The 22775-nt window shown below is 73.9% G+C and carries 14 protein-coding genes; 7 read left to right on the forward strand and 7 right to left on the reverse strand.

The window, feature by feature from the left end; translation table 11 throughout:
• Window positions 1-93 precede the first annotated feature (93 nt).
• Both AC3IX6_RS33165 and AC3IX6_RS33170 read right to left on the reverse strand, forming a co-directional pair.
• Window positions 94-2082: a sigma-70 family RNA polymerase sigma factor gene (locus AC3IX6_RS33165; RefSeq protein WP_489366974.1), complete on the reverse strand. Its 1989-nt coding sequence runs from the start codon at window positions 2080-2082 to the stop codon at window positions 94-96.
• A 3-nt stretch (window positions 2083-2085) separates the two neighbouring features.
• Window positions 2086-2409 carry a YciI family protein gene (locus AC3IX6_RS33170; protein ID WP_489366975.1) on the reverse strand — a complete coding sequence of 108 codons (324 nt, stop codon included), beginning with the start codon at window positions 2407-2409 and terminating at the stop codon, window positions 2086-2088.
• A gap of 164 nt (window positions 2410-2573) precedes the next feature.
• On the opposite strand from AC3IX6_RS33170, the gene AC3IX6_RS33175 reads away from it, so the two are divergent.
• Both AC3IX6_RS33175 and AC3IX6_RS33180 read left to right on the forward strand, forming a co-directional pair.
• Window positions 2574-3254 (forward strand): DUF998 domain-containing protein, encoded by a 681-nt coding sequence (locus tag AC3IX6_RS33175; RefSeq protein ID WP_489366976.1) that lies wholly within the window; start codon window positions 2574-2576, stop codon window positions 3252-3254.
• A gap of 100 nt (window positions 3255-3354) precedes the next feature.
• Entirely contained in the window at window positions 3355-4377 is a 1023-nt protein-coding gene (locus AC3IX6_RS33180; protein ID WP_489366977.1) for a serine/threonine-protein kinase, read from the forward strand.
• Here AC3IX6_RS33180 and AC3IX6_RS33185 read toward each other — a convergent pair.
• From AC3IX6_RS33185 to dacB, 4 genes are all read right to left on the reverse strand, one after another.
• Window positions 4328-4558 carry a response regulator transcription factor gene (locus AC3IX6_RS33185; RefSeq protein WP_489366978.1) on the reverse strand — a complete coding sequence of 77 codons (231 nt, stop codon included), beginning with the start codon at window positions 4556-4558 and terminating at the stop codon, window positions 4328-4330. The genes AC3IX6_RS33180 and AC3IX6_RS33185 overlap by 50 nt on opposite strands.
• Before the next feature lie 171 nt (window positions 4559-4729).
• On the reverse strand, window positions 4730-7204 hold the full coding sequence (locus tag AC3IX6_RS33190; protein ID WP_489366979.1) for a SpoIIE family protein phosphatase: 2475 nt from the start codon (window positions 7202-7204) through the stop codon (window positions 4730-4732).
• Between the two features lie 119 nt (window positions 7205-7323).
• On the reverse strand, window positions 7324-10326 hold the full coding sequence (locus AC3IX6_RS33195; protein ID WP_489366980.1) for a type I polyketide synthase: 3003 nt from the start codon (window positions 10324-10326) through the stop codon (window positions 7324-7326).
• 105 nt (window positions 10327-10431) lie between these two features.
• The gene (gene dacB / locus AC3IX6_RS33200) at window positions 10432-12078 is read right to left on the reverse strand and encodes a D-alanyl-D-alanine carboxypeptidase/D-alanyl-D-alanine endopeptidase (RefSeq protein WP_489366981.1); all 1647 of its coding nucleotides are present in this window, start codon (window positions 12076-12078) and stop codon (window positions 10432-10434) included.
• Window positions 12079-12296: 218 nt separating this feature from the next.
• Here dacB and AC3IX6_RS33205 point away from each other — a divergent pair, with 218 nt between their 5' ends.
• Window positions 12297-12938, forward strand: coding sequence for a hypothetical protein (locus AC3IX6_RS33205; protein ID WP_489366982.1), 642 nt, complete (start codon window positions 12297-12299; stop codon window positions 12936-12938).
• A gap of 87 nt (window positions 12939-13025) precedes the next feature.
• Here the strand turns inward: AC3IX6_RS33205 and AC3IX6_RS33210 are convergent, their stop codons facing one another.
• Window positions 13026-14711, reverse strand: a complete 1686-nt coding sequence (locus tag AC3IX6_RS33210; RefSeq protein WP_489366983.1) for a carbohydrate binding domain-containing protein — start codon at window positions 14709-14711, stop codon at window positions 13026-13028.
• 284 nt (window positions 14712-14995) lie between these two features.
• Between AC3IX6_RS33210 and AC3IX6_RS33215 the strand changes: the two genes are divergently transcribed.
• The 4 genes from AC3IX6_RS33215 to AC3IX6_RS33230 all read left to right on the forward strand — a co-directional run bounded on the left by AC3IX6_RS33215 (window position 14996) and on the right by AC3IX6_RS33230 (window position 22760).
• The gene (locus AC3IX6_RS33215) at window positions 14996-15952 is read left to right on the forward strand and encodes a GlxA family transcriptional regulator (protein ID WP_489366984.1); all 957 of its coding nucleotides are present in this window, start codon (window positions 14996-14998) and stop codon (window positions 15950-15952) included.
• Between the two features lie 202 nt (window positions 15953-16154).
• Window positions 16155-17153, forward strand: a complete 999-nt coding sequence (gap, locus tag AC3IX6_RS33220) for a type I glyceraldehyde-3-phosphate dehydrogenase (protein WP_489366985.1) — start codon at window positions 16155-16157, stop codon at window positions 17151-17153.
• A gap of 218 nt (window positions 17154-17371) precedes the next feature.
• The gene (locus tag AC3IX6_RS33225) at window positions 17372-21334 is read left to right on the forward strand and encodes a Pls/PosA family non-ribosomal peptide synthetase (RefSeq protein WP_489366986.1); all 3963 of its coding nucleotides are present in this window, start codon (window positions 17372-17374) and stop codon (window positions 21332-21334) included.
• Between the two features lie 88 nt (window positions 21335-21422).
• Complete coding sequence (locus AC3IX6_RS33230) at window positions 21423-22760, forward strand: M1 family metallopeptidase (protein ID WP_489366987.1); 1338 nt, start codon at window positions 21423-21425, stop codon at window positions 22758-22760.
• Window positions 22761-22775: the final 15 nt, after the last annotated feature.

The following is a 22775-nucleotide window of genomic DNA, read 5'->3' on the forward strand; positions in this document are numbered from 1 at the left end:
GCAATCCACACCAAACCCGGAAGGCCCTCACCCGTTCAAGATCCCTCAGCCGAGACCTGCATCACCCGTCCACAATCTCCCGGGACAGAACAGCTAGGCCGTCCCTTCCGGGCCGGGTTTGAGGCGGCGCAGGGTGTAGCCCTCGTGCGCCGGGTCCAGGGGTCTGGTGGCCTCCTTGAAGAGGTGCTCGGCCCGCTCGTAGGACAGGCGGCGCCGGCCCGTGTCCGGGCAGAGGTCGGCCGGCCCGGGGGTCCGGGCCGGTCCGGGCCGCCGGTCGGAGAGGAACAGCGGGCCCCGGGTGCGGCCGGCCAGCAGCCCGGGCAGGAGCCGGGCCGTCCCGGAGCGCCAGCTCACCCAGGTCCGGCCGGCGCGGGCCCGGCGGTCCTCCAGGTCCAGGTCCTCCACGTTCAGGGACAGGACGGTCGTCACCCCCGCCGCCGATTCGTACAGGAGCCGCCACAACGTCCGCTCCCGCAGCGGTACTTCGGGGTCGCTCCACAGTGCGTCGAGCTGCGCGGGCCCCAGGGCGGACGCCCGCGGGCGGGTTTCGGCGCGCCGCTCCAGCCCGGCCGCGAGCTCGTCCAGGCCGGCCCAGGCGCCGAAGGACCGTACGGCCGAGCGGTGCCGGTTCCAGGTCGTGGCCGCCGCACCGCCCCAGGCGGCCGCGCACACCCGCGCCACCTCCTCGGCCGTCAGCCGGGACAGCGGTGTGCCGTCGCCGAGGTCCAGGCGCAGCCGCCGCAGGGTCTGGCCGTACGAGCGGACCGTCGCGGCGTCCAGATCCGCCCGGCCCAGGAACCCGGCCGCGGCCCCGCCGAGGGTCGGGCCCGGTCCCGGGCTGCCGGTGGCCGGTACCTCCCGCGCGCGCCGGTGCAGGAAGGCGCGCTCGGCGGCGTTCCTGGCGAGGGCCGCCGCCCGGAGGAACTCCTGCCGCGCCTCCGGGCCGCGGCCCAGGCGCAGCAGCAGGTCTCCCCGGACGCTGGGGAGGAGGTGGTAGTCGCGCAGGACGGGATCGGCGACCAGGGAGTCGACCAGATCGAGGCCCGCCTGCGGCCCGTACGCCATCCCGACCGCCACCGCCCGGTTGAGGCGGACCACCGCCGTCGGCAGCAGCCGGGCCAAGGCCCCGTACAGGGTCGCGATCTGCGCCCAGTCGGTCTCCTCGGCGGCGCGCGCCTGCGCATGGCACACGGCGATCGCCGCTTGCAGCATGTACGGGCCGGGGGCCCCGCCGGCCTCCCGCGCGCGCAGCATCGCGGTGAACCCGCGGCGGACGAGCAGCTGGTCCCAGCGCCCCCGGTTCTGCTCGTGGAGCTGGACGGGCTCGCCCGAGGGCCCGGTGCGCGCCGCGGAACGGGAGGCCTGGATCTCCATCAGTGCGACCAGGGCGTGCACCTCGGCCTCCCGGGGGGCCAGTTCGGCCAGCAGCCGGCCCAGCCGGAGTGCTTCGAGGCAGAGCCCGGGGCGCATCAGATCGTCGCCGGAGGTGGCCGAGTAACCCTCGTTGAAGATCAGGTAGATGACCTCCAGCACCGAGGACAGCCGCTCGGGCAGCTCCGACTCCTCCGGCAGGTCGAAGGGCACGCGGTGCTCGGCCAGGGTGCGCTTGGCCGTGGCGATGCGCCGGGTGACGACGGCCGCCGTGACGAGGAAGGCCCGTGCGATCTCCTCGGCCGTCAGACCGCCCAGCAGCCGGAGCGTGAGCGCCGCACGGGCCTCGGTCGGCAGCACGGGGTGGCAGGAGAGGAACATCAGCCGCAGGACGTCGTCCTGTTCGGGCTCCTGCGGCTCCTGCCGCTCCTGATGCCCTTCCAGCGCGTGGGCGAGCTGTTCCTGCTTGTCCGTCAGCACCCGGGAGCGCCGGATGTGGTCGACCGCCCGCCGTTTGGCCGTGGTCGTCAGCCAGGCGCCGGGGTTGTCCGGGACCCCGGCGCCTGGCCACTGTTCGAGCGCGGCGACGAGCGCGTCCTGGGCCAGTTCCTCGGCCAGGCCGACATCGTGCACCATGCGCGTCAGCGTGGCGATGATCTTGGCCGATTCGAGCTTCCAGACCGCGTCGATCGTCCGCGAGGTGTCCGGCACGGATCAGGGGCCGAAGACCTGCTGGACCACGCTCTCGCCGTCGCCGACGATCCTGCGGAAGCGGCGGGCCAGCTCGATCGCCTCTTCCCGGGACCGGACCTCGATCAGCGCGAAACCGGCCACGGCCTCCTTGGCCTCGGCGAACGGCCCGTCCGTCACGGTGATCTCCTCGCCGGAGGAGGCCACCAGGATGCCGCCCGGCTCCAGCCCGCCCGTGGCCAGCAGCACGCCGGCCGCGGTCAGCTCCTCGATGAACTTGCCCATCTCGGCGAACAGCCGCTCGTCGGGGGCGGTGTCGGAAGGCCTCGTCGTCATCAGGTAGCGCATGGGGACTCCTCGTCTCGTGGTGCCGAGCTGCTGCCCGCACCTTGCCTACACGTCGAACCGGCGATGTGACAGGGAACGCGCCCATTCCCCGTCACTTTTCTGGTTCGACGTATCAGCGAGAACCGAACGAGAGCCGCATACGACGAACCCGAGAGGTACCCGCCATGAGCACCCAGGCCCCCACCGCCACCACCGTCTCCTCCGCCACCCGCTCCTCCACCACCGCCGCCACGCGCTCGCTCCTCACCTGCGCGGTCGTGGCCTCCCCGCTGTGGGCGGTCGTCTCCCTGACCCAGGCCGCGACCCGTGAGGGCTTCGACATCACCCGCCACCCGCTGAGCGCACTGAGCAACGGCAGCCTCGGCTGGCTCCAGATCACCAACTTCCTGCTCGCCGGAACCCTCCTCGTCCTCGGGGCGAGCGGCCTGCGCAGGGCCCTGCGCGGCACCCCGGGAGGCACCTGGGCGCCACGGCTGGTCCGGATCGGCGGCATCGGCATGATCGCCGCGGGAGCCTTCGTCATGGACCCGGTGGACGGCTTCCCCGCGGGAGCCCCCGCCGCCGAGGCCGCCACGCTCACCTGGCACAGCTACGCCCACTTCGCCGCCGGGTCGGTCACCTTCACCTCGCTGATCGCCGCCTGCTACGTCCTGGGCCGCCACTTCGGCCGCGCCGGGAACCGCCCGTACGCGCTCGCCTCCCGGGTCGCCGGTACCGCCCTCCTGCTCGGCAACGGCTGGGCGATGAGCGGCGGCCGGGCCGGCACCCTGACCCTGGCCGTCGGAGCCGTCACGGCGATGCTCTGGATCTCCGCGGTCGCCCGGCACGGCCGCCGCGGCCTCTGACCGGCGCCGGCCGGGGAGCCCGGCCCGTGGGGCGAGCGCACCGCTCGCCCCACGGGCGTGCGCGGGGACCACTGGATAGACTTGCCGCGGGAGGCGCCTGATGGGCACGGCAGCGAACCGGGGCCTTTATACGGGCCGTGCCTCCGGCCTGATCGGGAGGCAGATCGCCGGCTACCGGATCGAGCGGATCATCGGCCGGGGCGGCATGGCCGTCGTCTACGAGGCCAAGGACCTGCGCCTGGACCGTACGGTCGCGCTCAAGCTGATCGCCCCGGAGCGCGTCCGCGACGAGGTCTTCCGGCGCCGCTTCGCCCACGAATCCCGGGTCGCCGCCAGGATCGAGCACCCGCACATCGTGCCGGTCTTCGAAGCCGGCGAGACCGACGGGGTCCTCTACATCGCCATGCGCTACGTCGCCGGGCCGGACCTGCGGATCCTGCTGGACCGGGACGGCCCCCTGCCCGTCCCGACCGCGCTGCGCATCGCCGCGCAGGTGGCGTCCGCGCTCGACGCGGCCCATGAGCACGATCTGGTGCACCGGGACGTCAAACCCGCCAACATCCTGGTGGCCGAGGGCACCGACAGCGAGCACCCGGAGCACATCTACCTCACGGACTTCGGACTGACGAAGAAATCGCTGGCGCTCACCGGGTTCACCACGGCGGGCGAGTTCGTCGGCACGGTCGACTACATGGCACCGGAACAGATCTCCGGGCGCCCGGTCGACGGCAGGTGCGACGTGTACAGCCTCGGCTGTGTCGTCTACGAGTCCCTCACCGGCGGGCCGCCCTTCGTCCGGGACGACGCCCCCGCGCTGCTGTGGGCGCACCAGTACGACAAGCCGCCTCCCCTGACGGAGAAGCGGCCCGATATCGCGCCGGCGGCCGGCGCCGTACTGGAGAAGGCTCTGGCGAAGGTTCCGGAGGACCGTTACGACTCCTGCCTGGAATTCGTGGCGGCGCTCCGTGCGGCCACCACCGTCACCGCACCCTCCCGGGCGACGGCTCCGCAGACCGCGGAGCCGGGGAGCGGGGCGCCGCCCAGGGAGCCCCCGGACTGGGCCCGGCCGGTGTTCACAGTCCCAGGGAGATGGCCAGGCGGGTCATCTCCGCCGTGGTGTTGATGTTCAGCTTGGCCCGGATGCGGCGCAGGTAGGCGTCGACCGTGTGCTTGGAGAGTCCCATCGAGCGGGCCGTCTGCATGTAGGTGCACCCGGCGGCGATGTGACGCAGGGCCTCCTGCTCGCGCGGGGCGAGGACGGCGGCGGGGGCTTCGGCGTGGGGCGCGACCAGGGTGAGGCTCATGGGACTTCCTCCGGAACTTCGGATCGGTCATCACGGCTGCTCGCACCTTTGAAAGCAGAGGACATATCCACGAATGTGGGTGTATGTCCGTGTTAAAGAGCTTGTCGGTGGGAGTTCATCAGCGTGTCCGTCGTCTGTCACGGGCGTGTCACAGGGAAGGGGAGAAGGTCCTCAGAACCCTACGAGGGACTGCTCGGCCCAGATGGTCTTGCCGAAGAGGGTGTGCCGGGTGCCCCAGCGCTGGGTGAGCTGCGCGACCAGCAGCAGGCCGCGCCCGCCCTCGTCGAAGATCCGGGCACGCCGCATGTGCGGGGCGGTACCGCTCGCGTCCGAGACCTCGCAGATCAGCGTGGTGCCCTCGTGGATCAGCCGGAGCTGTACGGGCGGCTCGCCGTAGCGGATGGCGTTGGTGACCAGTTCGCTGACCACGAGCTCGGTGACGAAGGCGGCCTCGTCGAGCCCCCAGACCGTCAGCTGATCGGTGGCGTTGCGGCGGGCCTGCGAGACCAGGGAAGGGTCGGAGGGCAGGTCCCAGACGGCGACCTTGTCGGTGTGCAGGGCCCGGGTCCGGGCGACGAGCAGGGCCACGTCGTCGTCGGGACGGTGGGTGAGCAGAGCCGTCAGCACCCGGTCGCAGACGGTGTCCAGGGTGGAGGCGGGCCGGATCAGGGCCGCGAGCATGCTGTCCAGGGCCTCGTCGATGTCGTGGTCGCGGGCCTGCAGGAGCCCGTCGGTGTACAGCGCGAGGAGGCTGCCCTCGGGAAGTTCGACCTCGACGGTCTCGAAGGGCAGGCCCCCGAGGCCCAGCGGCGGCCCCGCCGGGACGTCGAGCAGGTACGCGGAACCCTCCGGGGAGACCACGGCGGGCGGGGGATGACCGGCCCGGGCGGCGGTGCACCGGCGGGTCACCGGGTCGTACACCACGTACAGACAGGTGGTGCCGATGCCCCCGGCCGCCTCCCCGCCCGTCTCGTCCGCCGCCAGGTGGATGATCAGGTCGTCGAGGTGGGTGAGCAGCTCGTCCGGCGGCAGGTCGACGTCGGCCAGGGTGCGCACCGCGGTGCGCAGCCGGCCCATGGTGGCGGAGGCGCGCATGCCGTGGCCGACGACATCGCCCACGACCAGGGCCACCCGGGCGCCGGACAGCGGGATCACGTCGAACCAGTCGCCGCCCACACCGGCCTCGCCCGCGGCCGGCAGATAGCGCGAGGCGATCTCCAGCGCCGACTGCACGGGCAGCGTGTGGGGGAGCAGGCTGCGCTGCAGCGTCATGGTGCTGGTGTGCTCCCGGGCGGTCCGGCGCGCACGGTGGATGCCGGTGGCCGCCCTGGCCGTGAGCTCCTCGGCCAGCCGCAGGTCCTCCGGGTCGAAGGGCTCCTGGTTCTGGTGACGGCTGAAGACGGCCAGGCCCAGGGTGGTGCCGCCGTCGCGCAGCGGCACCAGCATCATCGAATGGGTCCCGTACTCGCCGATCCAGCCGGCCGCGGGATCCTGCGCGACCCACCGGGCGACGGCCGGGTCGGCGGTCCCGTACACGGCGCCCCGCCCTGCGGCCAGACATTCCGCCGGGGGCGACAGCGCCGGGTAGACGATCGTCTCCCCGACCGCGAACCGGGACTCCCGGCTCCCGCCGAGGACCGACCGCACGGCACTGCGGGACAGCGTGCGGGCACCCGTCCCGGGACTCCGGGCCGGTCCCTCGCCGCGGAGGGAGGGCTCCAGCAGGTCGACGATCGCCAGGTCGGCGAGCCGGGGGACGGCGGCATCGGCCAGGTCCTGCACGGTACGGGCACTGTCCGGACTGGTGCTCGTGCCGGTGCCGGTGCCGGAGCCGGTGCCTCCGGTCCGGGCGCCGGCGAGGGTCGGCGGGAGCGCCTGCCGCGGGGCGGTGTCTCCCGCGGCCTTGTCGTGCGCGGCCAGGTACACGGCCCGCACCCGGCCGTCCGGACCCGGTACGGGGGCCAGCGAGGTCGCCCAGCCGTGCGCCGCGCCCGCGCCGGGCGGCCGGACGAAGCCGTCCACGGACTGCGGTTCGCCGGTCTCCAGCACCCGGCGCATTCCCCGCTCGGTCTCCTCGCTCACCGGGTCGGGGGCGATCTCCGACAGGCGCAGCCCGTGCATCTCGGCCTCCGTGAGGGAGAGCGCGCGGTGCATGCCCGCGTTCGCCCGCACCAGCCGCAGGTCCTCGTCGAAGACCGCCAGGACGCAGGGGGACCGGTCGAAGGCCCATTCGCCCAGGGGCCCGTCCCAGGAGGCCCCGGGCGCCCCCGTCACGGCGGACATCACGAACCACTCGGCCGTTCCGCCGGCGGCCGCCCTGCGGTGCGCGAGCAGTCCCGCGTCCAGCCGTCGGCCGTCACGGTGGCGCAGCGGGACGGTGCCGCTCCACCGCTCCTGCCCGGGCGCGACGGGGGGCGCCGCGGTGTCCGTACCGCCGGATCCGGCTGACCGGTCCGCGAGCAGATCCGCGGCGGGCAGCCCCACGACCTCCGAAGGCGCGTAGCCGAGCAGCCGGCGGGCCTCCTCGCTCCACCCGGTCACGATGCCCTGCTCGCTGACGGTGGCGGTGGCCGTGTACGCCGCCCCCGGGGAGGCGTGCGTGGTCCGGGCCTGCCGCTCACCGGGAGGGGTGGGAAGTTGCTCCATCGCCGCTCATCTCGCCTTCGCTGGCCAGGGGCTCCACTGACAAGCATCGTCCGGCGCGGCAAGGAGCACCAACGCAGTGCCGTCCCGTGCCCGGGCGTGCGAGGACGCGGGCCACGGGGTCATCCGGCCGGGGCGGTGGCCGCCGGAGCCGCAGGGGCGGGGACCGGTTCCCCCGGGGCCGGGGTGGCCGACGCGCTGGGTGAGGTCTCCTTCGCGACGCGGCGGGCCGGGACCCGGGAGGACCGGCCGTCGAGCTTGGCCACCGGCAGGTCCAGCAGCCGGCGCTCCTCCGCGGGGACCAGCGCGCGCGGGTCGACCGGGGCGCCCAGGACCGCGAGCCGGGCGAGCGCCAGCACGAAGGCGTGACCGTCGTCGGGCACCTCCCCGGTGACGGGGACGACGTGGACGTCGCCGCGGTCGGTGAGGTTGCGGCGTACCGAGGTGAGGAGCGAGCTGCCGCCGGTCACCTGGAGGAAGACGCGGGCCCCCTGGTCGTAGGCGGTGCGGACGGCGTCGCCGAAGCGGACCGGTACGGACGCGTGCCGGACCCACAGGGCGCGCAGCCGGTCGGGGTCGAGGCAGACCTCCGCGTTCACGGACGAGACGAACGGCACGGTGGGGATGCCGATGCGGCGGGTGGCGAGGCCCGAGCGCACGGCCTCCTCGGCGCGGGCCAGCCGAGGCGAGTGGACGGCGTTCGACACGTCGAGGGCCGCCGTGACGACCCCGGCACCGGCGCAGACCTCCCGCAGGGCGGCGAGACCCTCCGGGGTGCCACCGACCACGACCTGCCGCGGTTCGTCGAAGCAGGCGAGCCACACGTCGTCGATGCCGTCGGCGAGCCGGCGGCAGGTCTCCTTGTCGGTCCGCACCGCGAGCATCCCGCCCCGGAGCCCGGTCTCGGCCCGGCGCAGGGCGGCGCCCCGGTGCACCAGCAGCCGGACGGCGTCCACGCTCGTCAGCGCTCCGGCCGCGGCGGCGGCCGCGAACTCTCCGGCACTGTGCCCCAGGGCGAGGTCCGGGGTGATCCCGCAGTCGGCGAGGACCCGGGTGGCGGCGATCTGGACGGTGCCGAGCAGCGGCTGGCACGTCTCGGTGGCGGCGAGCCCGCGCCCGAGCTCCCCGTTGTCCACGGGGAACGCGGGGGAGGCGTCGGACGCGCGGGAGGCGCGGGCCGCGCGGGACGCATGGGCCGAGGGGGCCCCGGAGGCCTCGCCGTACAGCAGGTCGGCCAGGTCGAAGCCGAGGTCGGCGCGGGCCACGGCGCTGAGGACGCAGACGGCCGAGCGGTAGGCGGGGAACCGTGCGTACAGGTCCCGCATCATGCCCGGCCGCTGACTGCCCTGGCCGGGGAAGAGGAAGGCGGTACGGCGCTGCGCGGCCGGCAGCGGGGCGTCGGCGGCGAACGCGCCCTCGCCGAGGTCGCCCCGGGCTCCCGCGAGCAGCTGCTCACGTGCGCGGCGCAGGCGCCGCAGGAACCCGGCCGTGCCGGTGGCCACGATCGCGAGCCGGGCCGACAGCGGAGCCCGTGCGCCTAGGGTGTGGGCCACGGCCGCCAGCGGCGTACGGTCCGCCGCGTCGAGTACGTCGAGTACCGCGCCGATGTGCCGGTCCAGCAGCTCGGGGCTTCCGGCCGAGAGGAAGAGGAGCTGGGGCTGCCCGGTGCCTTCGGCGCCTCCGGTGCTCCCGGTGTCCGCGGCGCGATCCGGAAACCGGGCGTGCTCCGGAAACCGGGCGCGGACCGGTTCGGGGCGCTCCTCCAGCACCACGTGGACGTGGGTGCCGCCGGAGCCGAACGAGCTGACGGCGGCACGTCGAGGGGCGCCGCCGCCCGGAAAGGGCCGCGCGGTGTCGGCGAAGCGCAGGCCGGCGGCGGAGAGGCCCAGGTCGGGGTGGGGGGTGGTGGCCGGCTGCGGGACGACCGTGCGGTGGTGGACCACCAGGGCTGTCTTGATCAGTCCCGCGATGCCCGCCGCGGACCGGGAGTGCCCGATCAGGGCCTTGCCCGAGGCCAGGTAGCACAGGGCCGGGTCGTCGTCGGGGTACTCGGTGCGCAGCCGGCGCAGCGCTTCCGCCTCGGCGCGGTCCCCGGCGGCGGTGCCGCTGCCGTGGGCCTCCAGGAAGCCCACGGAGGACGGGGCGACCCCGGCGTCCTCGTAGGCCCGGCGCATGGCGCGGAGCCGGCCTTCGGCGGTGGGGACCAGGGGGCCGGGGGAGGCGCCGTCGTTGGCCGAGCCGATGCCCTTGATCACCGCGTAGACGCGGTCGCCGGAGGCGAGCGCGTCGGCGAGGGGCCGCAGGACGACGACACCGGCGCCCTCGCCGAGGACGAACCCGTCGGCCTCCGCGTCGAAGGGGCGGCACACCCCGGCGGCGGACAGGGCGCGGAGCCGGGAGAAGCGGAGCAGGTCGTCGGGGGTGAGGCTGAGGTACACGCCGCCGACGAGGGCGATCCGGTAGCTGCCCTGACGCAGGTGGGCCATCGCGGTGTCGAGGGCGACGAGCGAGCCGGAGCCGGCGGCGTCGATGGTGACGCCGGGTCCGCCCAGGTCGAACTGGCGGCTGACCGTGCCGGAGGCCGTGCCGAGCGGGCTCCCGGGCAGGGCGAGGGCCTCGGCGGTGCCGCAGGGGCCGGCCGGCGCCCTGAGGGCCTCCGGGAAGCCGCCGCCGTCCGCGGGGTCCGCCGTGCCGGCCGGGGCGAGGGTGCGCCCGTGGCCCGTCACGAGGTCCTTGTGGTCCGGCGCCGACAGCCCGAAGAAGACCCCGGTGTTCTCCCGGTCGAAGTCGCCGCGGCCCATCCCGGCGTCGTCGAGGGCCTCGCGGCTGACGTCGAGGAGCAGCCGGTGCCGCGGGTCCATGGCCCGTGCGCGGGCGGGCGGCACCCCGTAGTGCAGGGCGTCGAAGCGGTCCACGGAGTCCAGGAAGGCGACCTGGTCCGTAGGGGCGGTGGCGGCATGGGGGGCCGATCGGTCGCCGGGGGCGTGGAGGGTCCCAAGGTTCCAGCGGTCCCCCGGCACGGCGGAGAACTGCCGTGCCCCGCTCAGCAGGAGGTTCCAGTAGCCGAGTACGTCGGGGGCGCCGGGAAAGCGGCAGCCGAGTCCGGTGATGGCGATGTCGGTCATGGCGGTCTGCCTCCGGTCCGGATGGCGCGGCGCTCCTGTGGGGTGCAGGACGGTCGCTTTCCACCGTGCCCGGAGGCGGCCCGAGGCCGTAGACCCGGCTATTCGTTACTTGACAGGCGCCGCGGTCGCCTCCTGGAGGTGGGCGGCGATCATGGCGACGTCGTTGGCGATGTCCAGGATGCCGCTCGGGTCGGTCGTCGGGGTCGAGGCGCCGGTGACGCCCGCGTAGAACACGTCGAAGGTCCCGTCGCCCTTGTCCAGGTAGCCGGCGATGGTGATGGCGCCGATGCCCAGGCGGTCGTTGAGCGCGTCCAGGCCGACGGCGGCGCCGGTCTTGGCGAACACCTTCCCGCGCGCGGGGCAGGTGCGGCAGTTCTCGGCCAGCAGGCCGTCGACCCCCAGGATCGGCAGGGCCTCGCGGAAGCGGCGCGCCTCGGGCGAGCGCAGCCAGTACGTCAGCATCTGGATCTCCGCCCGCGGCGTGGACCGGTCGACGGGGTTGCCGCCCCGCCCGTCCAGGAGCTGGACCTGCGCACGGTCGACCTTGGCCTGGTCCAGGAAGGAGGCGAGGACGGGGAAGCCGTCCATGCACGCGCGGCTGCCGGTGGTGACCGCCATCAGGCACATGCCGAGGTTGGCGCCCAGGTTGTGGCTCACCTTGAGGATGAGCTCGGCGTACTCGGCGAAGGGCGGCGAGGTGTACGCGGCCACCCGCGCCCGGCCCCCGTACCCGGCGGGCAGCCGGCCCACCGGGTTCCCGCCCACCGGATCCGCGGTCACGTCCACCCCGGCCCGTTCGAGGGCCTCGATCAGCGCGGTCCGGCCGAAGGCCGACGGGTCGGCGATGGGGGAGACCTTCAGCACCGGCGCGGCCCCCGCCGCGATCGTCCCGGACAGCCGGATCCGGGTGCCGTCGTCCGAGGCCGTCACCGTGACGGCCGTCGGCTTGCCCGCCGCCACGGTCTTCACCGTCGAAGTGACCCGGTACGGGGCGACCTTCGGCCGCCAGTCCAGCCGGGCGGGCGCGTCGGCGCGGTCGCCGGGGGTGGTCGTCAGGTCGATGAGGTTGTCGTTGAGGATCAGCGGGGTCGGGGTGGGGACGAGGACCGGCTCGGGCCGGAAGAGCCGGTCGTCGACGATCACGTTCCCGTCGATGCGGGTGATGCCGGAGTCGCGCACCTGGCGCGCGAGGAGGTCGATCCCGGCGAGCGGGTTCTGTGGGGTGAGCGTGGCACCGGGGACGTCGTCGGCGTAGGTGTGGTCGAGGTCGGTGAAGGCGACCGTACCGTCGGGGCGGGTCCTGCCGCCCATGGTCAGGTCGCCCTGGGCGACCAGGGCGAGGTCGCCGGTCAGGGTGGCGCCGCGCCGCTCGCCCACCGCGTAGAGCGGGGTCACGAAGCGGTGGTCGGCGCCGAGGGCGTGCCAGGCGCCGGAGACGCTGAACAGCTTGGCCGTGGATCCCGGGATGAAGAGCTGATCGGGGAACCGGCTGTGGATGGTCCGACCGCTCTCCGGGTCGACCTGGAGCAGGCCCCACTGGGCGTTGCGGTACCCCGGCTTCCGCATGATCTCCGTGATCCGGGGGTCGAGCGGGTCGGTGCCGCTGCTGTCGGTGCCGCTGCTGTCGGAGGGCGTGGGCGACGTGGCTCCGGCGGCCGTGCCAGGGGCCAGGGCCAGGGCCACGAGCAGGAGGGCCGCGCATCCGGCGGCCGTGCGCCGGCGCGGGGACCGGGGGTGCGTTCCTCGTGGCACGGCGAGCCCCGTTCGTCCGGGCGGCCGGATCCGGGGACCGCACCCGGTCGCGTGTACCCGGCGGTACGCAGGGTTCCGCCAGCGTGGCACGCCCGCATCCGGCACGCACCTCGCCCGGGCGCCGCCAGCGGCGGATGCGGCCCGGGAGAGGCGGCGTACGTTGGGAAGGGGAGGGCGCGGGAGGGGACGACGGTCGCGGTTGCAGGAAGGGCTGACCCATGGCGCACACGGCTGGTGCTCACGGCACGCACAAGGTGGCGCAGTTCCTGGACAGCCCGTTCGTGGGGCTGTCCCCCTGGATCGTCTTCGCCCTCGTGGTGGGGCCCGGACGCTTCGAATGGGCGGTGGGGCTGGCCCTGGCCATCTCCCTCTGCCTCGTCGTCGGCAGCCGTCTGCTGAACCCCGGTTCCTCGCTGAAGATCCTGGAACTCGCCGACGTCGTGTTCTTCGCGATCCTCACGGTCGTCGGGGTCTTCGCCAGTGACGGCACGCGACGCTGGCTGGAGACCTACGCGGGCGAGATCGCGAACGTCACCCTCTTCGCCGTCGCCCTCGGTTCCATCCTGGCCGGGGTGCCCTTCACCCTCCAGTACGCCCGGGAGCAGGTCGACCGGAAGTTCTGGGACACGCCGGTGTTCAAGCGGACGAACTACGTGATCACCGGGGTCTGGGGGCTGGCCTTCCTGGTCAACGCGGTGGTGGGGGCGTACGGCGACCTCGTGCTGCGCGACCCGGAGAACATGTGGACCGGCTGGATCATCCAAGTCCTCACCATCGTCGCGGCCCTGCGCTTCACCCGCCGGTACCCGGAGGCCGTGCGGGCCCGGGCCCGCGCCGAAGGACCGGCCCCGACCGGCTGACGCCGCGCACGGACCGGGGGCCCTCTCGCACGGACCGGGGGCCGCCGCGGATCTCCGCGACGGCCCCCGGTCGTACGAGGCGGTGGATCAGCCGGTGAAGCCGGCCGTGATGGAGGTGAACTGCCAGTCGCTCTGGGCGATGCCGGAGCAGGTCTCCTGCAGGCCGCCGCCGGGGCAGCCGCGGTCGCGGTTCACCGACCAGAAGGCGAGGCGCGCGATGTGGTGGGAGTTGGCCCAGTTGCGGATGTCGGTCCAGTTCTGGACGGTGGTGGTCTCCTGGGTGTCGCTGATGCCGTTCATGCCCGAGATGCCGATGTGGGAGTACGCGGTCGCGTCGTCCCAGCCGTAGGTGGACTTCAGCTTGGCCTTGAGGCCCTCGGTCGCGCTGACGGTGCTGGCGTACATGTCCGTCGAGGCGTTGCCGAAGTCGAACGGCATGATCGTGAAGACGTCGATGCCGGCGTTCAGCGCCTTGGACTGCTCGATCAGGCGGTTGCCCCAGCTGGTCGGGCCGGTGGTGGAGGTGCCGAAGGTCAGGATGGTCTTCAGGCCGGGGTTGTTCTGCTTGACGATCTTGAGTGCGCCGAGGATGCGGTCCTGGACCACGGCGTTCTCGAACTCGTCGGTGTTCTCTATGTCCACGTCGATGGCCTTGAGGCCGTAGGCGGAGATGACCTGCTGGTAGGCCCCCGCCAGGGCCTCGGCGCTGGAGCAGTTGGGGCCGAGCTTGTTGCCCTGCCAGCCGCCGATGGAGGGCACGATGTCGCCGCCCGCCGCGCGGATCGAGGCGATGGTGCTCTGGTCGATGCCGCCGGTCAGCGGGCGCTGCCCGTCCCAGGACGGGTTGCAGCCGCCGGAGGAGAGGATGAACGCCATGGTGAACCACTTGGTGCCGGTCGCGTTCATCACGGTGGTCGCGCTCGGCGGGTTGCCCCAGCCGAGGTAGAGGTACGGCGCGGCCTGCTTGAAGCCGGTCGGCGGCGTGGTCCCGGTGTCGGTGGTGACGTTGACGGTGTTCGAGGCGGCCGAGGTGTTCCCCGCGGCGTCGCGGGCGCGCACGGTGAACGCGTAGGCGGTGCTGGGGGTCAGGCCGCTGACGGTCGCGCTGGTGGTGCCCGAGGTGGCCACCAGCGCGGCGCCCTGGTAGACGTCGTAGCCGTTCACGCCGACGTTGTCGGTGGACGCGGTCCAGCTCAGGGAGGCCGTGGTGGAGGTCTTGCCGGTGGAGGTGAGGCTGCCGGGCACGGTGGGCGCCTGGGTGTCGACGCTGCCGCCCGGGCCGTCCAGGGTGATGTCGTCGGCGTAGTAAGTGCCCTGTCCGTACCAGCCGTTGAGGTAGACCTCGGCGCTGGTCTGGGAGGCGCCGGTGGTGAAGGCGACGGTCAGCTTGGTGTAGGCGGACGCCGAGGGGGTCCAGGTGGAGGTGCCGCCGGTGACCCCGAGGTAGACGTAGCTGCCGCGGACCCAGGCGGAGAGCGTGTAGCTGGTGTTGGGCTGGACGGCGACGGTCTGGACGCACTTGGCGTTGTCGCTCGCACTGGCCGCGCCGGCCAGTGCCTTGCTCCCGCCGTGCACCGGCGAGCCGACCACGGAGCCCAGCCCGCCGGAACAGGACCAGCCGGCCGTGCTGCCGGACTCGAAGTCGCCGTTCGAGAGGATGTTGGCGCCGAAGGCCGCCCCGGGAGAGGTCAGCACCGCCGCCGCGCCGAGCAAGGTCGCGCCGAGGGCGCAGGCAAGCCGGGTTCGGGTTCGGGTTCGGTCAGGGGTACGCAAGGAAGTGCCTCCAGTGGGAATGGGGGGACGGCGTGGAGCGCGAAGCGTGGGCGTGCGGCCCGCCGGTGACGTGGGGGGACGGGGCGGCGGGTCCGTGGGTGGGGGGCCTGCGACCGGGCGGGCGTGGGGAGTTGACGTCGTATCCGCTTCGTGGCCGGGAACCTAATCCTCCGGAAGGACCGCCGTCAACAGGTCTGGACCAACTGATAGGTGGTTATCTCAATCGGAAGGTTTACTAACCTTGACGCTTGACAAGCCTCCCGCCCCTTCGGAAGCATGTCGCGGTGCCAGCCTCCCGCCCCCACCACGTCGCCGTCCTCGTCCTCGAGGGGGCGAAACCCCTCGACGTCGGCATCCCCGCGCAGGTGTTCACGACCCGCGCGAGCATGCCCTACGAGGTCCGGGTGTGCGGCGCCGCCCCGGGACTCGTGACCGGCGGCGACGGCCTGTCGTACGCCGTCGCCCACGGCCTCGAAGCCCTCGCCTGGGCCGACACCGTCTTCGTCCCCGGCTACCGGTTCCCCGACCGCGAGGACCCGCCGAAGGCCGTCGTCGACGCGCTGATCGCCGCCCACGCACGGGGCGCCCGGCTCGCGGCCATCTCCACGGGAGCCTTCGCCCTCGCCGCCACCGGCCTGCTCGACGGCAAACGGGCCACCACGCACTGGCACTACACCCGGGCGCTCGCGGCGAAATGGCCGCTGGTCCGGGTCGACGAGAACGTCCTGTTCGTCGACGAGGGCTCCGTGCTGACCTCGGCCGGAGCCGCCTCGGGCATCGACCTGTGCCTGCACGTCCTGCGCAGCGACCTCGGGGTGGCGGCGTCGAACCACACGGCCCGGCGGCTGGTCGCGGCCCCCTACCGCAGCGGCGGCCAGGCGCAGTACGTCCCGCGCAGCGTGCCCGAGCCGCTCGGACCGCGGTTCGCCGCCACCCGCGAGTGGGCGCTGCACCGGCTCGGGGAACCCCTCACCCTGGAGGTGCTCGCCCGGCACGCGGCGGTGTCCCCGCGCACGTTCTCGCGGCGGTTCGCCGAGGACACCGGGTACACGCCGATGCAGTGGGTGATGCGGGCCCGCATCGACGTGGCCCGCGAACTGCTGGAGCGCTCGGAGCGGAGCGTGGAGCAGATCGCCGCGGACGTGGGCCTGGGCACCGGCGCGAACCTGCGGCTGCACTTCCAGCACATCCTGCGGACCACGCCGAGCGAGTACCGGCGCACCTTCGCCCGGGGCGAGTGACCCCGCCGTGCGTGACCGGGGCGAGCGGAGCGGCAGCGGTGGGTGACCGCGGCGAGTGACCGGGCGAGCGGCCGGGGCGCCCCGGGCCCCCGCCGCCTCGTGGCGCGATCCTTGCGGACCGTGGCGATCGCGCCGCTGTCGCGGGCGCCCCCGACCGGCGAACCTGGTGACGAACCCAAGGGACAGGGAACAGGGAGACACCATGACTCGCATCGCCATCAACGGATTCGGCCGCATCGGACGCAACGTGCTCCGCGCTCTGCTCGAACGCGACAGCAAGCTCGAGATCGTCGCGATCAACGACCTCACCGAGGCCGCCACCCTCGCGCGGCTGCTCGCCTTCGACACCACCTCCGGCCGGCTCGGCCGGCCGGTGACCGTGGACGGGGACGTCCTCGTCGTCGACGGCCGCCGCATCAAGGTGCTCGCCGAGCGCGAGCCGGCGCAGCTGCCCTGGGCCGAACTCGGCGTGGACATCGTGCTGGAGGCCACCGGCCGCTTCGCCACGGCCAAGGCGGCCGGCGCGCACATCGAGGCGGGAGCCAAGAAGGTGCTCGTCAGCGCACCGGCGGACGGGGCCGACATCACGCTCGCGTTCGGCGTGAACAGCGACTCCTACGACCCGGCGCTGCACACGATCGTCTCCAACGCCTCCTGCACGACCAACGCGCTCGCGCCGCTGGCCGCCGTACTGGACGAACTCGCGGGCATCGAGCACGGGTTCATGACCACGGTGCACGCCTACACGCAGGAGCAGAACCTCCAGGACGGTCCGCACCGCGACCCCCGGCGCGCCCGCGCCGCCGGCGTGAACATCGTGCCGACCACGACGGGCGCCGCCAAGGCCATCGGCCTGGTCCTGCCCAACCTGGACGGCAAGCTCTCCGGCGACTCGATCCGCGTCCCGGTTCCGGTGGGATCCATCGTCGAGCTGAACACCACCGTCGCCCGCGACGTGACCCGCGAGGACGTCCTGGCGGCTTACCGCACCGCCGCCGAAGGTCCGCTCGCCGGCGTGCTGGAGTACTCGGACGACCCGCTCGTGTCCTCCGACATCACCGGCAACCCCGCCTCCTCCATCTTCGACTCGCAGCTCACCCGCGTCGAAGGCCGCCACATCAAGGTGGTCGCCTGGTACGACAACGAGTGGGGCTTCTCGAACCGGGTCATCGACACGCTCGAACTCCTCGCGAGCCGCTGAGCCCCGGCTCCCGCTCACCCCGCGCGCCGCGGACCGTTTCCGGTCCGCGGCGCGCCGGCTTTTACCGTCCCTTCCCGGCCATGCGCAAGGCTTGAACCAGAAAATCCTTGATGTCGCACTAGACTGGCGGGTTGTTTGGCGCTGGACCGGAACAACCTGGGCAGACCCGGGCTCCGCCCGGCGACCCGGAGGCTTCCGGGAACACGACGCGAGGGCCGATGGCAGCCACACCAGAGCACGGTGAAGTCACTCTGCTCGACGACGGGACCGGGCTCAACGAAGGGCAGGGGCCCGACGCCGGGGAAGGGCCCGGGGAGTCCGGCAAATCGGCCCTGTTCTCCGCCGGACCCGCCGCCCCGACGCGCACCCTGGTCGACGTCTTCGAGGCCTCCGTACGGGCCCACCCCGACGAGCTCGCCCTGGACGACGGGGCCACCCGGCTGACCTACAGGGCGCTCGCCGCTGAGGTGGAGCGCCGCCGCCAGGCCCTCGCGGCCGCCGGCGTGGGGCTCGGCGACCGGGTCGGCGTCCGCGTGCCGTCCGGGACCAACGAGCTGTACGCGGGCATCCTGGCCGTCCTCGCGGCGGGCGCCGCCTACGTGCCCGTGGACGCCGAGGACCCGGACGAGCGGGCCGACCTGGTCTTCGGGGAGGCCGGAGTACGGGCCGTGCTGGGCGCCGGCCAGCGCATCGAGGTCGCCGCCCCGGGCAAGGGCGCCGGACCCTCCCGAGGGCGCGGCGCCCCCGCCGCCCGGCCCGGCCCCGAACACGACGCGTGGATCATCTTCACCTCCGGCTCCACCGGCAAGCCCAAGGGCGTGGCCGTCAGCCACCGCAGCGCCGCCGCCTTCGTGGACGCCGAGGCCGCGCTGTTCCTCACCGAGGAGCCGATCGGCCCCGGCGACCGGGTCATGGCCGGACTGTCCGTGGCCTTCGACGCCTCCTGCGAGGAGATGTGGCTGGCCTGGCGCTACGGCGCCTGCCTCGTGCCCGTGCCCCGCTCGCAGGTCCGCAGCGGCGCCGACCTCGGCCCCTGGCTGGCCGAGCAGGAGATCACCGTGGTCTCCACGGTGCCGACCCTGGCCGCGCTGTGGGAGCCCGAGACCCTCAACGAGGTCCGGCTGCTGATCTTCGGCGGCGAGGCCTGCCCGCCCGAGCTCACCCAGCGCCTGGTCACCGAGGGCCGCGAGGTCTGGAACACCTACGGCCCCACCGAAGCCACCGTCGTCGCCTGCGCCTCGCTGCTGACCGGCGAGGAACCGATCCGGATCGGCCTCCCGCTGAACGGCTGGGAACTGGCCGTCGTCGACGAATCCGGCGAACCGGTGCCCATGGGCGGCAGCGGCCAGCTCGTCATCGGCGGCGTCGGCCTGGCCCGCTACCTCGACCCCGAGAAGGACGCGGAGAAGTACGCCCCGCTGGAATCCCTCGGCTGGGAGCGCGCCTACCGCAGCGGCGACCTCGTCCGCGCGGAACCCGAAGGACTGGTCTTCCTGGGCCGCGGAGACGAGCAGATCAAGCTCGGCGGCCGCCGGATCGAGCTCGGCGAGGTGGACGCCGCCCTCCAGGCCCTGCCCGGGGTGGCCGGCGCGGCCGCCGCCGTCCGCACGGCGCGCAGCGGCAACCAGCTCCTCGTCGGCTACCTGGTCACCCAGGACGGCTGGGACCACGCGGCGGCCGTCACCCGGCTCCGCGCCGAGCTGCCCGCGGCCCTCGTACCGCTGCTCGCACCGGTGGAGGAGCTGCCCACCCGCACCTCCGGCAAGGTGGACCGGGGCGCCCTGCCCTGGCCGCTCCCGGAACTGGAGACCAGCGGCCCCACCGAGCAGCTCTACGGGACCGAGGCCTGGCTCGCCGAGCAGTGGAGCGAGACCCTGGGCGTGGCCGTCACCGGCGCCGCCGACGACTTCTTCGCGATCGGCGGCAGCAGCCTCGCAGCCGCCCAGCTCACCACCCGGCTGCGCACCCGCTACCCGAGCGCGGCCGTCCTCGACATCTACCAGCAGCCCACCCTGCGCAAGCTGGCCCGGCACCTGGAGAAGTCCGCACAGGACGACGGCGCCGTCCGGACCATCGCGCCCGTGCCGCCGCGGACCAAGGTGATCCAGTCCCTGCTGCTGCTCCCGCTGTTCACCCTGGTCGGCCTGCGCTGGACGGTGGCCGTGCTGGCCCTCGGCAACGTACTGCACTGGTTCGGGGCGTATCCCTGGGCGCCGGCCGCCTCCTGGTGGCTCGTCGCCGCCGGGGCCGCACTGCTCTTCAGCCCGCCCGGCCGCCTCGCGATCGCGGCCGGCGGCGCCCGGCTGCTGCTGCGCGGGGTCAAGGCGGGGCGCCACCCGCGCGGCGGAAACGTTCACCTGCGGCTGTGGACGGCCGAGCGGCTCGCCGAGTACTCCGGCGCGACCTCGCTCACCGGCTCCTGGCTGGAGCGCTACGGGCGGGCGCTCGGCGCCAAGATCGGCCCCGAGGTGGACCTGCACTCGCTGCCGCCCGTCACGGGCATGCTCAAGCTCGGCCGCGGCTGCGCCGTGGAGTCCGAGGTGGACCTCTCCGGCCACTGGCTGGACGGGGACCGGCTGGAGATCGGCGCCGTGAAGGTCGGCGCGGGCGCCGTCGTCGGCACCCGCAGCATCCTCTTCCCCGGCGCCCGCGTCGGCAAGCGGGCCGAGGTGGCCCCCGGCTCCGCCGTGGTCGGCCAGATCCCGACCGGCCAGCGCTGGGCCGGAGCCCCCGCCGGCAAGCTCGGCAAGGCCAAGCGGAACTGGCCCAAGGAGCGCCCGCCGCGCGGCCTGCCCTGGCGCGCCGCCTACGGGGCGGCCGGCTTCTGCCTCACCTCCCTGCCCGTGCTCGCCGCCCTGCCCGCCCTCCTGGTGGCCGGCCGGTTCGTGCCCGCCGACGCCGGATTCGGCCGGGCCCTGGCCGGAGCGCTGCTCGCCGTGGTGCCGGGGGCGCTCGCCTTCGGGTTCGCGTACGCGGCCCTGATCCTGGTCTCCGTACGCCTGCTCAGCCTCGGGCTGCGCACGGGTGTCCATCCGACGCACAGCAGGATCGGCTGGCAGGCCTGGACGGTCACCCAGCTGATGGACCTCTCCCGGGAAACCCTCTTCCCGCTGTACGCCGGGCTGATCACACCGGTGTGGCTGCGGCTCCTCGGCATGAAGATCGGCCGGGGCGCCGAGGTCTCCACCGTGCTCGCGCTGCCGAGCCTCACCACGGTCGGCGAGGGCGCCTTCCTCGCCGACGACACCCTGACCGCCCCCTACGAGCTGGGCGGCGGCTGGCTGCGGATCGGCCACTCCGAGATCGGCCGCCGGGCCTTCCTCGGCAACTCCGGAATGACCGCTCCGGGCCGTTCCGTCCCGGACGACGGGCTGGTCGGCGTCCTGTCCGCCACCCCGAAGAAGGCCAAGAAGGGCAGCTCCTACCTCGGCCTGCCGCCGGTGCGGCTGCCGCGTTCCACCGCCGACGCCGACCAGAGCCGGACGTACGATCCGCCCGCACGGCTGCTGTGGGCCCGCGGGCTGGTGGAGCTGTGCCGGCTCGCCCCGGTGTTCTGCTCGGCCGCGCTCGGCGTCCTGACCGTGGCGGCGTTCTGCGCGCTGGCCGCGGCGGACGGGCCCGGCCCGTGGGTGACCGCGCTGGTGTCCGGAGCGGTCCTGCTCGCCGCCGGGGTGGGCGCGTGCGTGGTCGCGGCGGCCGCGAAATGGCTGCTGGTCGGCCGGCACCGGACCGGCGAGCACCCGCTGTGGAGCGGCTTCGTGTGGCGCAACGAACTGGCCGACACCTTCGTCGAGGTCCTAGCCGTGCCCTGGCTGATCGGCTCGGTGCCCGGCACGCCGGTGCTGTCCCTGTGGCTGCGCGGACTCGGTGCCCGGATCGGCCGGGGCGTGTGGTGCGAGAGCTACTGGCTGCCCGAGACCGACCTGGTCACCCTGGGCGACGCGGTCAGCGTGAACCGGGGCTGCGTGTTGCAGACGCACCTCTTCCACGACCGGATCTTGAGGACGGATACTGTGGTCCTGCGTGAGGGCGCCACCCTGGGCCCGGGCGGAATCGTCCTGCCCGGGAGCACGGTCGGGGCCCGCAGCACACTGGGTCCCGCCTCCCTCGTGATGGCCGGGGAATCCGTTCCCGCCGACACCCGCTGGCTGGGCAACCCGATCGAGGCGTGGCGGTCCTGAAGGGCGGGTCCGGGCGTTGCCAACGGGGTGTCCGGGCCCGGCACCACCAGCACGTCGTACGAGCACAACGCAGGGAGCGGAAGCGGCAGTGAACGGCCAGAAGACAGCGGCATCGGACCCGTACTTTCCGGCCAACGGCGACCACCGTTACCGCGTGCACCGGTACGAACTCGCTCTGGAGTACCGCCCCGGCCCCAACCGGCTCGCCGGGACGGCCCGGCTCAGCGCGATCGCCGGACGGGCGCCGCTCACCGAGTTCCACCTCAACCTGGCCGAGTTCAAAATAGGCCGGGTCCTGGTGAACGGCCGGGCACCGCACTACAGCCACCGCGGCGGCAAACTCCGGATCCGGCCGCCCAAGCCGCTGCCCGCCGGCGCCGCCTTCACCGTCGAGGTGCACTGGGCGGGCAACCCCACACCGGTGCGCAGCCCCTGGGGCGGGCTCGGCTGGGAGGAACTGACCGACGGCGCGCTGGTGGCCAGCCAGCCGGTCGGCGCGCCGTCCTGGTACCCGTGCAACGACCGGCCCGCGGACAAGGCCTCGTACCAGATCTCGGTCAACACGCCCTCCGCCTACACCGTCGTCGCCGGCGGCCGGCTGCTCACGCGGACGACCCGTGCCTCCACGACCACCTGGGTGTACGAGCAGCCGGCGCCGACCTCCACCTACCTGGTCGGCCTGTCCATCGGCATGTACCAGACGGTGCTGCTCGGCGACCCCGGGCTCGGCGGGGTCCCGCAGAGCGCCCACGTACCGGCGCACCTGCTGCCCCGCTTCTCCCGCGACTTCGCGCGGCAGCCCGCCATGATGCAGCTGTTCGAGGAGCTGTTCGGCCCCTATCCCTTCGGCGAGTACGCCGTCGTCGTCGCCGACGAGGAGCTGGACGTGCCGGTGGAGGCGCAGGGGCTCTCGCTGTTCGGCGCCAACCACGTGGACGGCGTACGCGGCTCCGAGCGGCTCATCGCCCACGAGCTCGCGCACCAGTGGTTCGGCAACAGCGTGACCATCGCCGACTGGCGGCACATCTGGCTCAACGAGGGCTTCGCCAAGTACGCGGAATGGCTCTGGTCGGAGCGCTCCGGCGGCCGCACCGCGCACGAACTGGCGGCCGCCGCGCACCGCTTGCTGTCCGGACAGCCGCAGGACCTGCTGCTGGCCGACCCGGGACGCAAGCTGATGTTCGACGACCGCCTCTACCAGCGCGGCGGCCTCGCCGTGCACGCGATCCGCTGCGCACTGGGGGACGGCCCGTTCTTCCGCATGCTGCGGGAGTGGGCCACCGTGAACCGCCACGGTGTGGTCACGACGGCCGGGTTCACCGCGCACGCGGCGCGCTTCGCGACCGGACCGCTGGAGGACCTGTTCACGGCCTGGCTCTCCGAGCCGGCCCTCCCGCCGCTGCCGGCGTCGGCCGGGGCGCTCTAGATGATTGATTCCAAG

The sequence above is a fragment of the Streptomyces sp. GL_141 genome (assembly GCF_057834385.1).

Bases quoted from the DNA above. Each gene is read 5' to 3' on its own strand.
- AC3IX6_RS33175 (WP_489366976.1), top strand. From the start codon at position 2,574: ATGAGCACCCAGGCCCCCACCGCCACCACCGTCTCCTCCGCCACCCGC.
- AC3IX6_RS33180 (WP_489366977.1), top strand. From the start codon at position 3,355: ATGGGCACGGCAGCGAACCGGGGCCTTTATACGGGCCGTGCCTCCGGC.
- AC3IX6_RS33225 (WP_489366986.1), top strand. From the start codon at position 17,372: ATGGCAGCCACACCAGAGCACGGTGAAGTCACTCTGCTCGACGACGGG.
- AC3IX6_RS33170 (WP_489366975.1), bottom strand. From the start codon at position 2,409: ATGCGCTACCTGATGACGACGAGGCCTTCCGACACCGCCCCCGACGAG.
- AC3IX6_RS33190 (WP_489366979.1), bottom strand. From the start codon at position 7,204: ATGGAGCAACTTCCCACCCCTCCCGGTGAGCGGCAGGCCCGGACCACG.
- AC3IX6_RS33195 (WP_489366980.1), bottom strand. From the start codon at position 10,326: ATGACCGACATCGCCATCACCGGACTCGGCTGCCGCTTTCCCGGCGCC.
- AC3IX6_RS33205 (WP_489366982.1), top strand. From the start codon at position 12,297: ATGGCGCACACGGCTGGTGCTCACGGCACGCACAAGGTGGCGCAGTTC.
- gap (WP_489366985.1), top strand. From the start codon at position 16,155: ATGACTCGCATCGCCATCAACGGATTCGGCCGCATCGGACGCAACGTG.
- AC3IX6_RS33185 (WP_489366978.1), bottom strand. From the start codon at position 4,558: ATGAGCCTCACCCTGGTCGCGCCCCACGCCGAAGCCCCCGCCGCCGTC.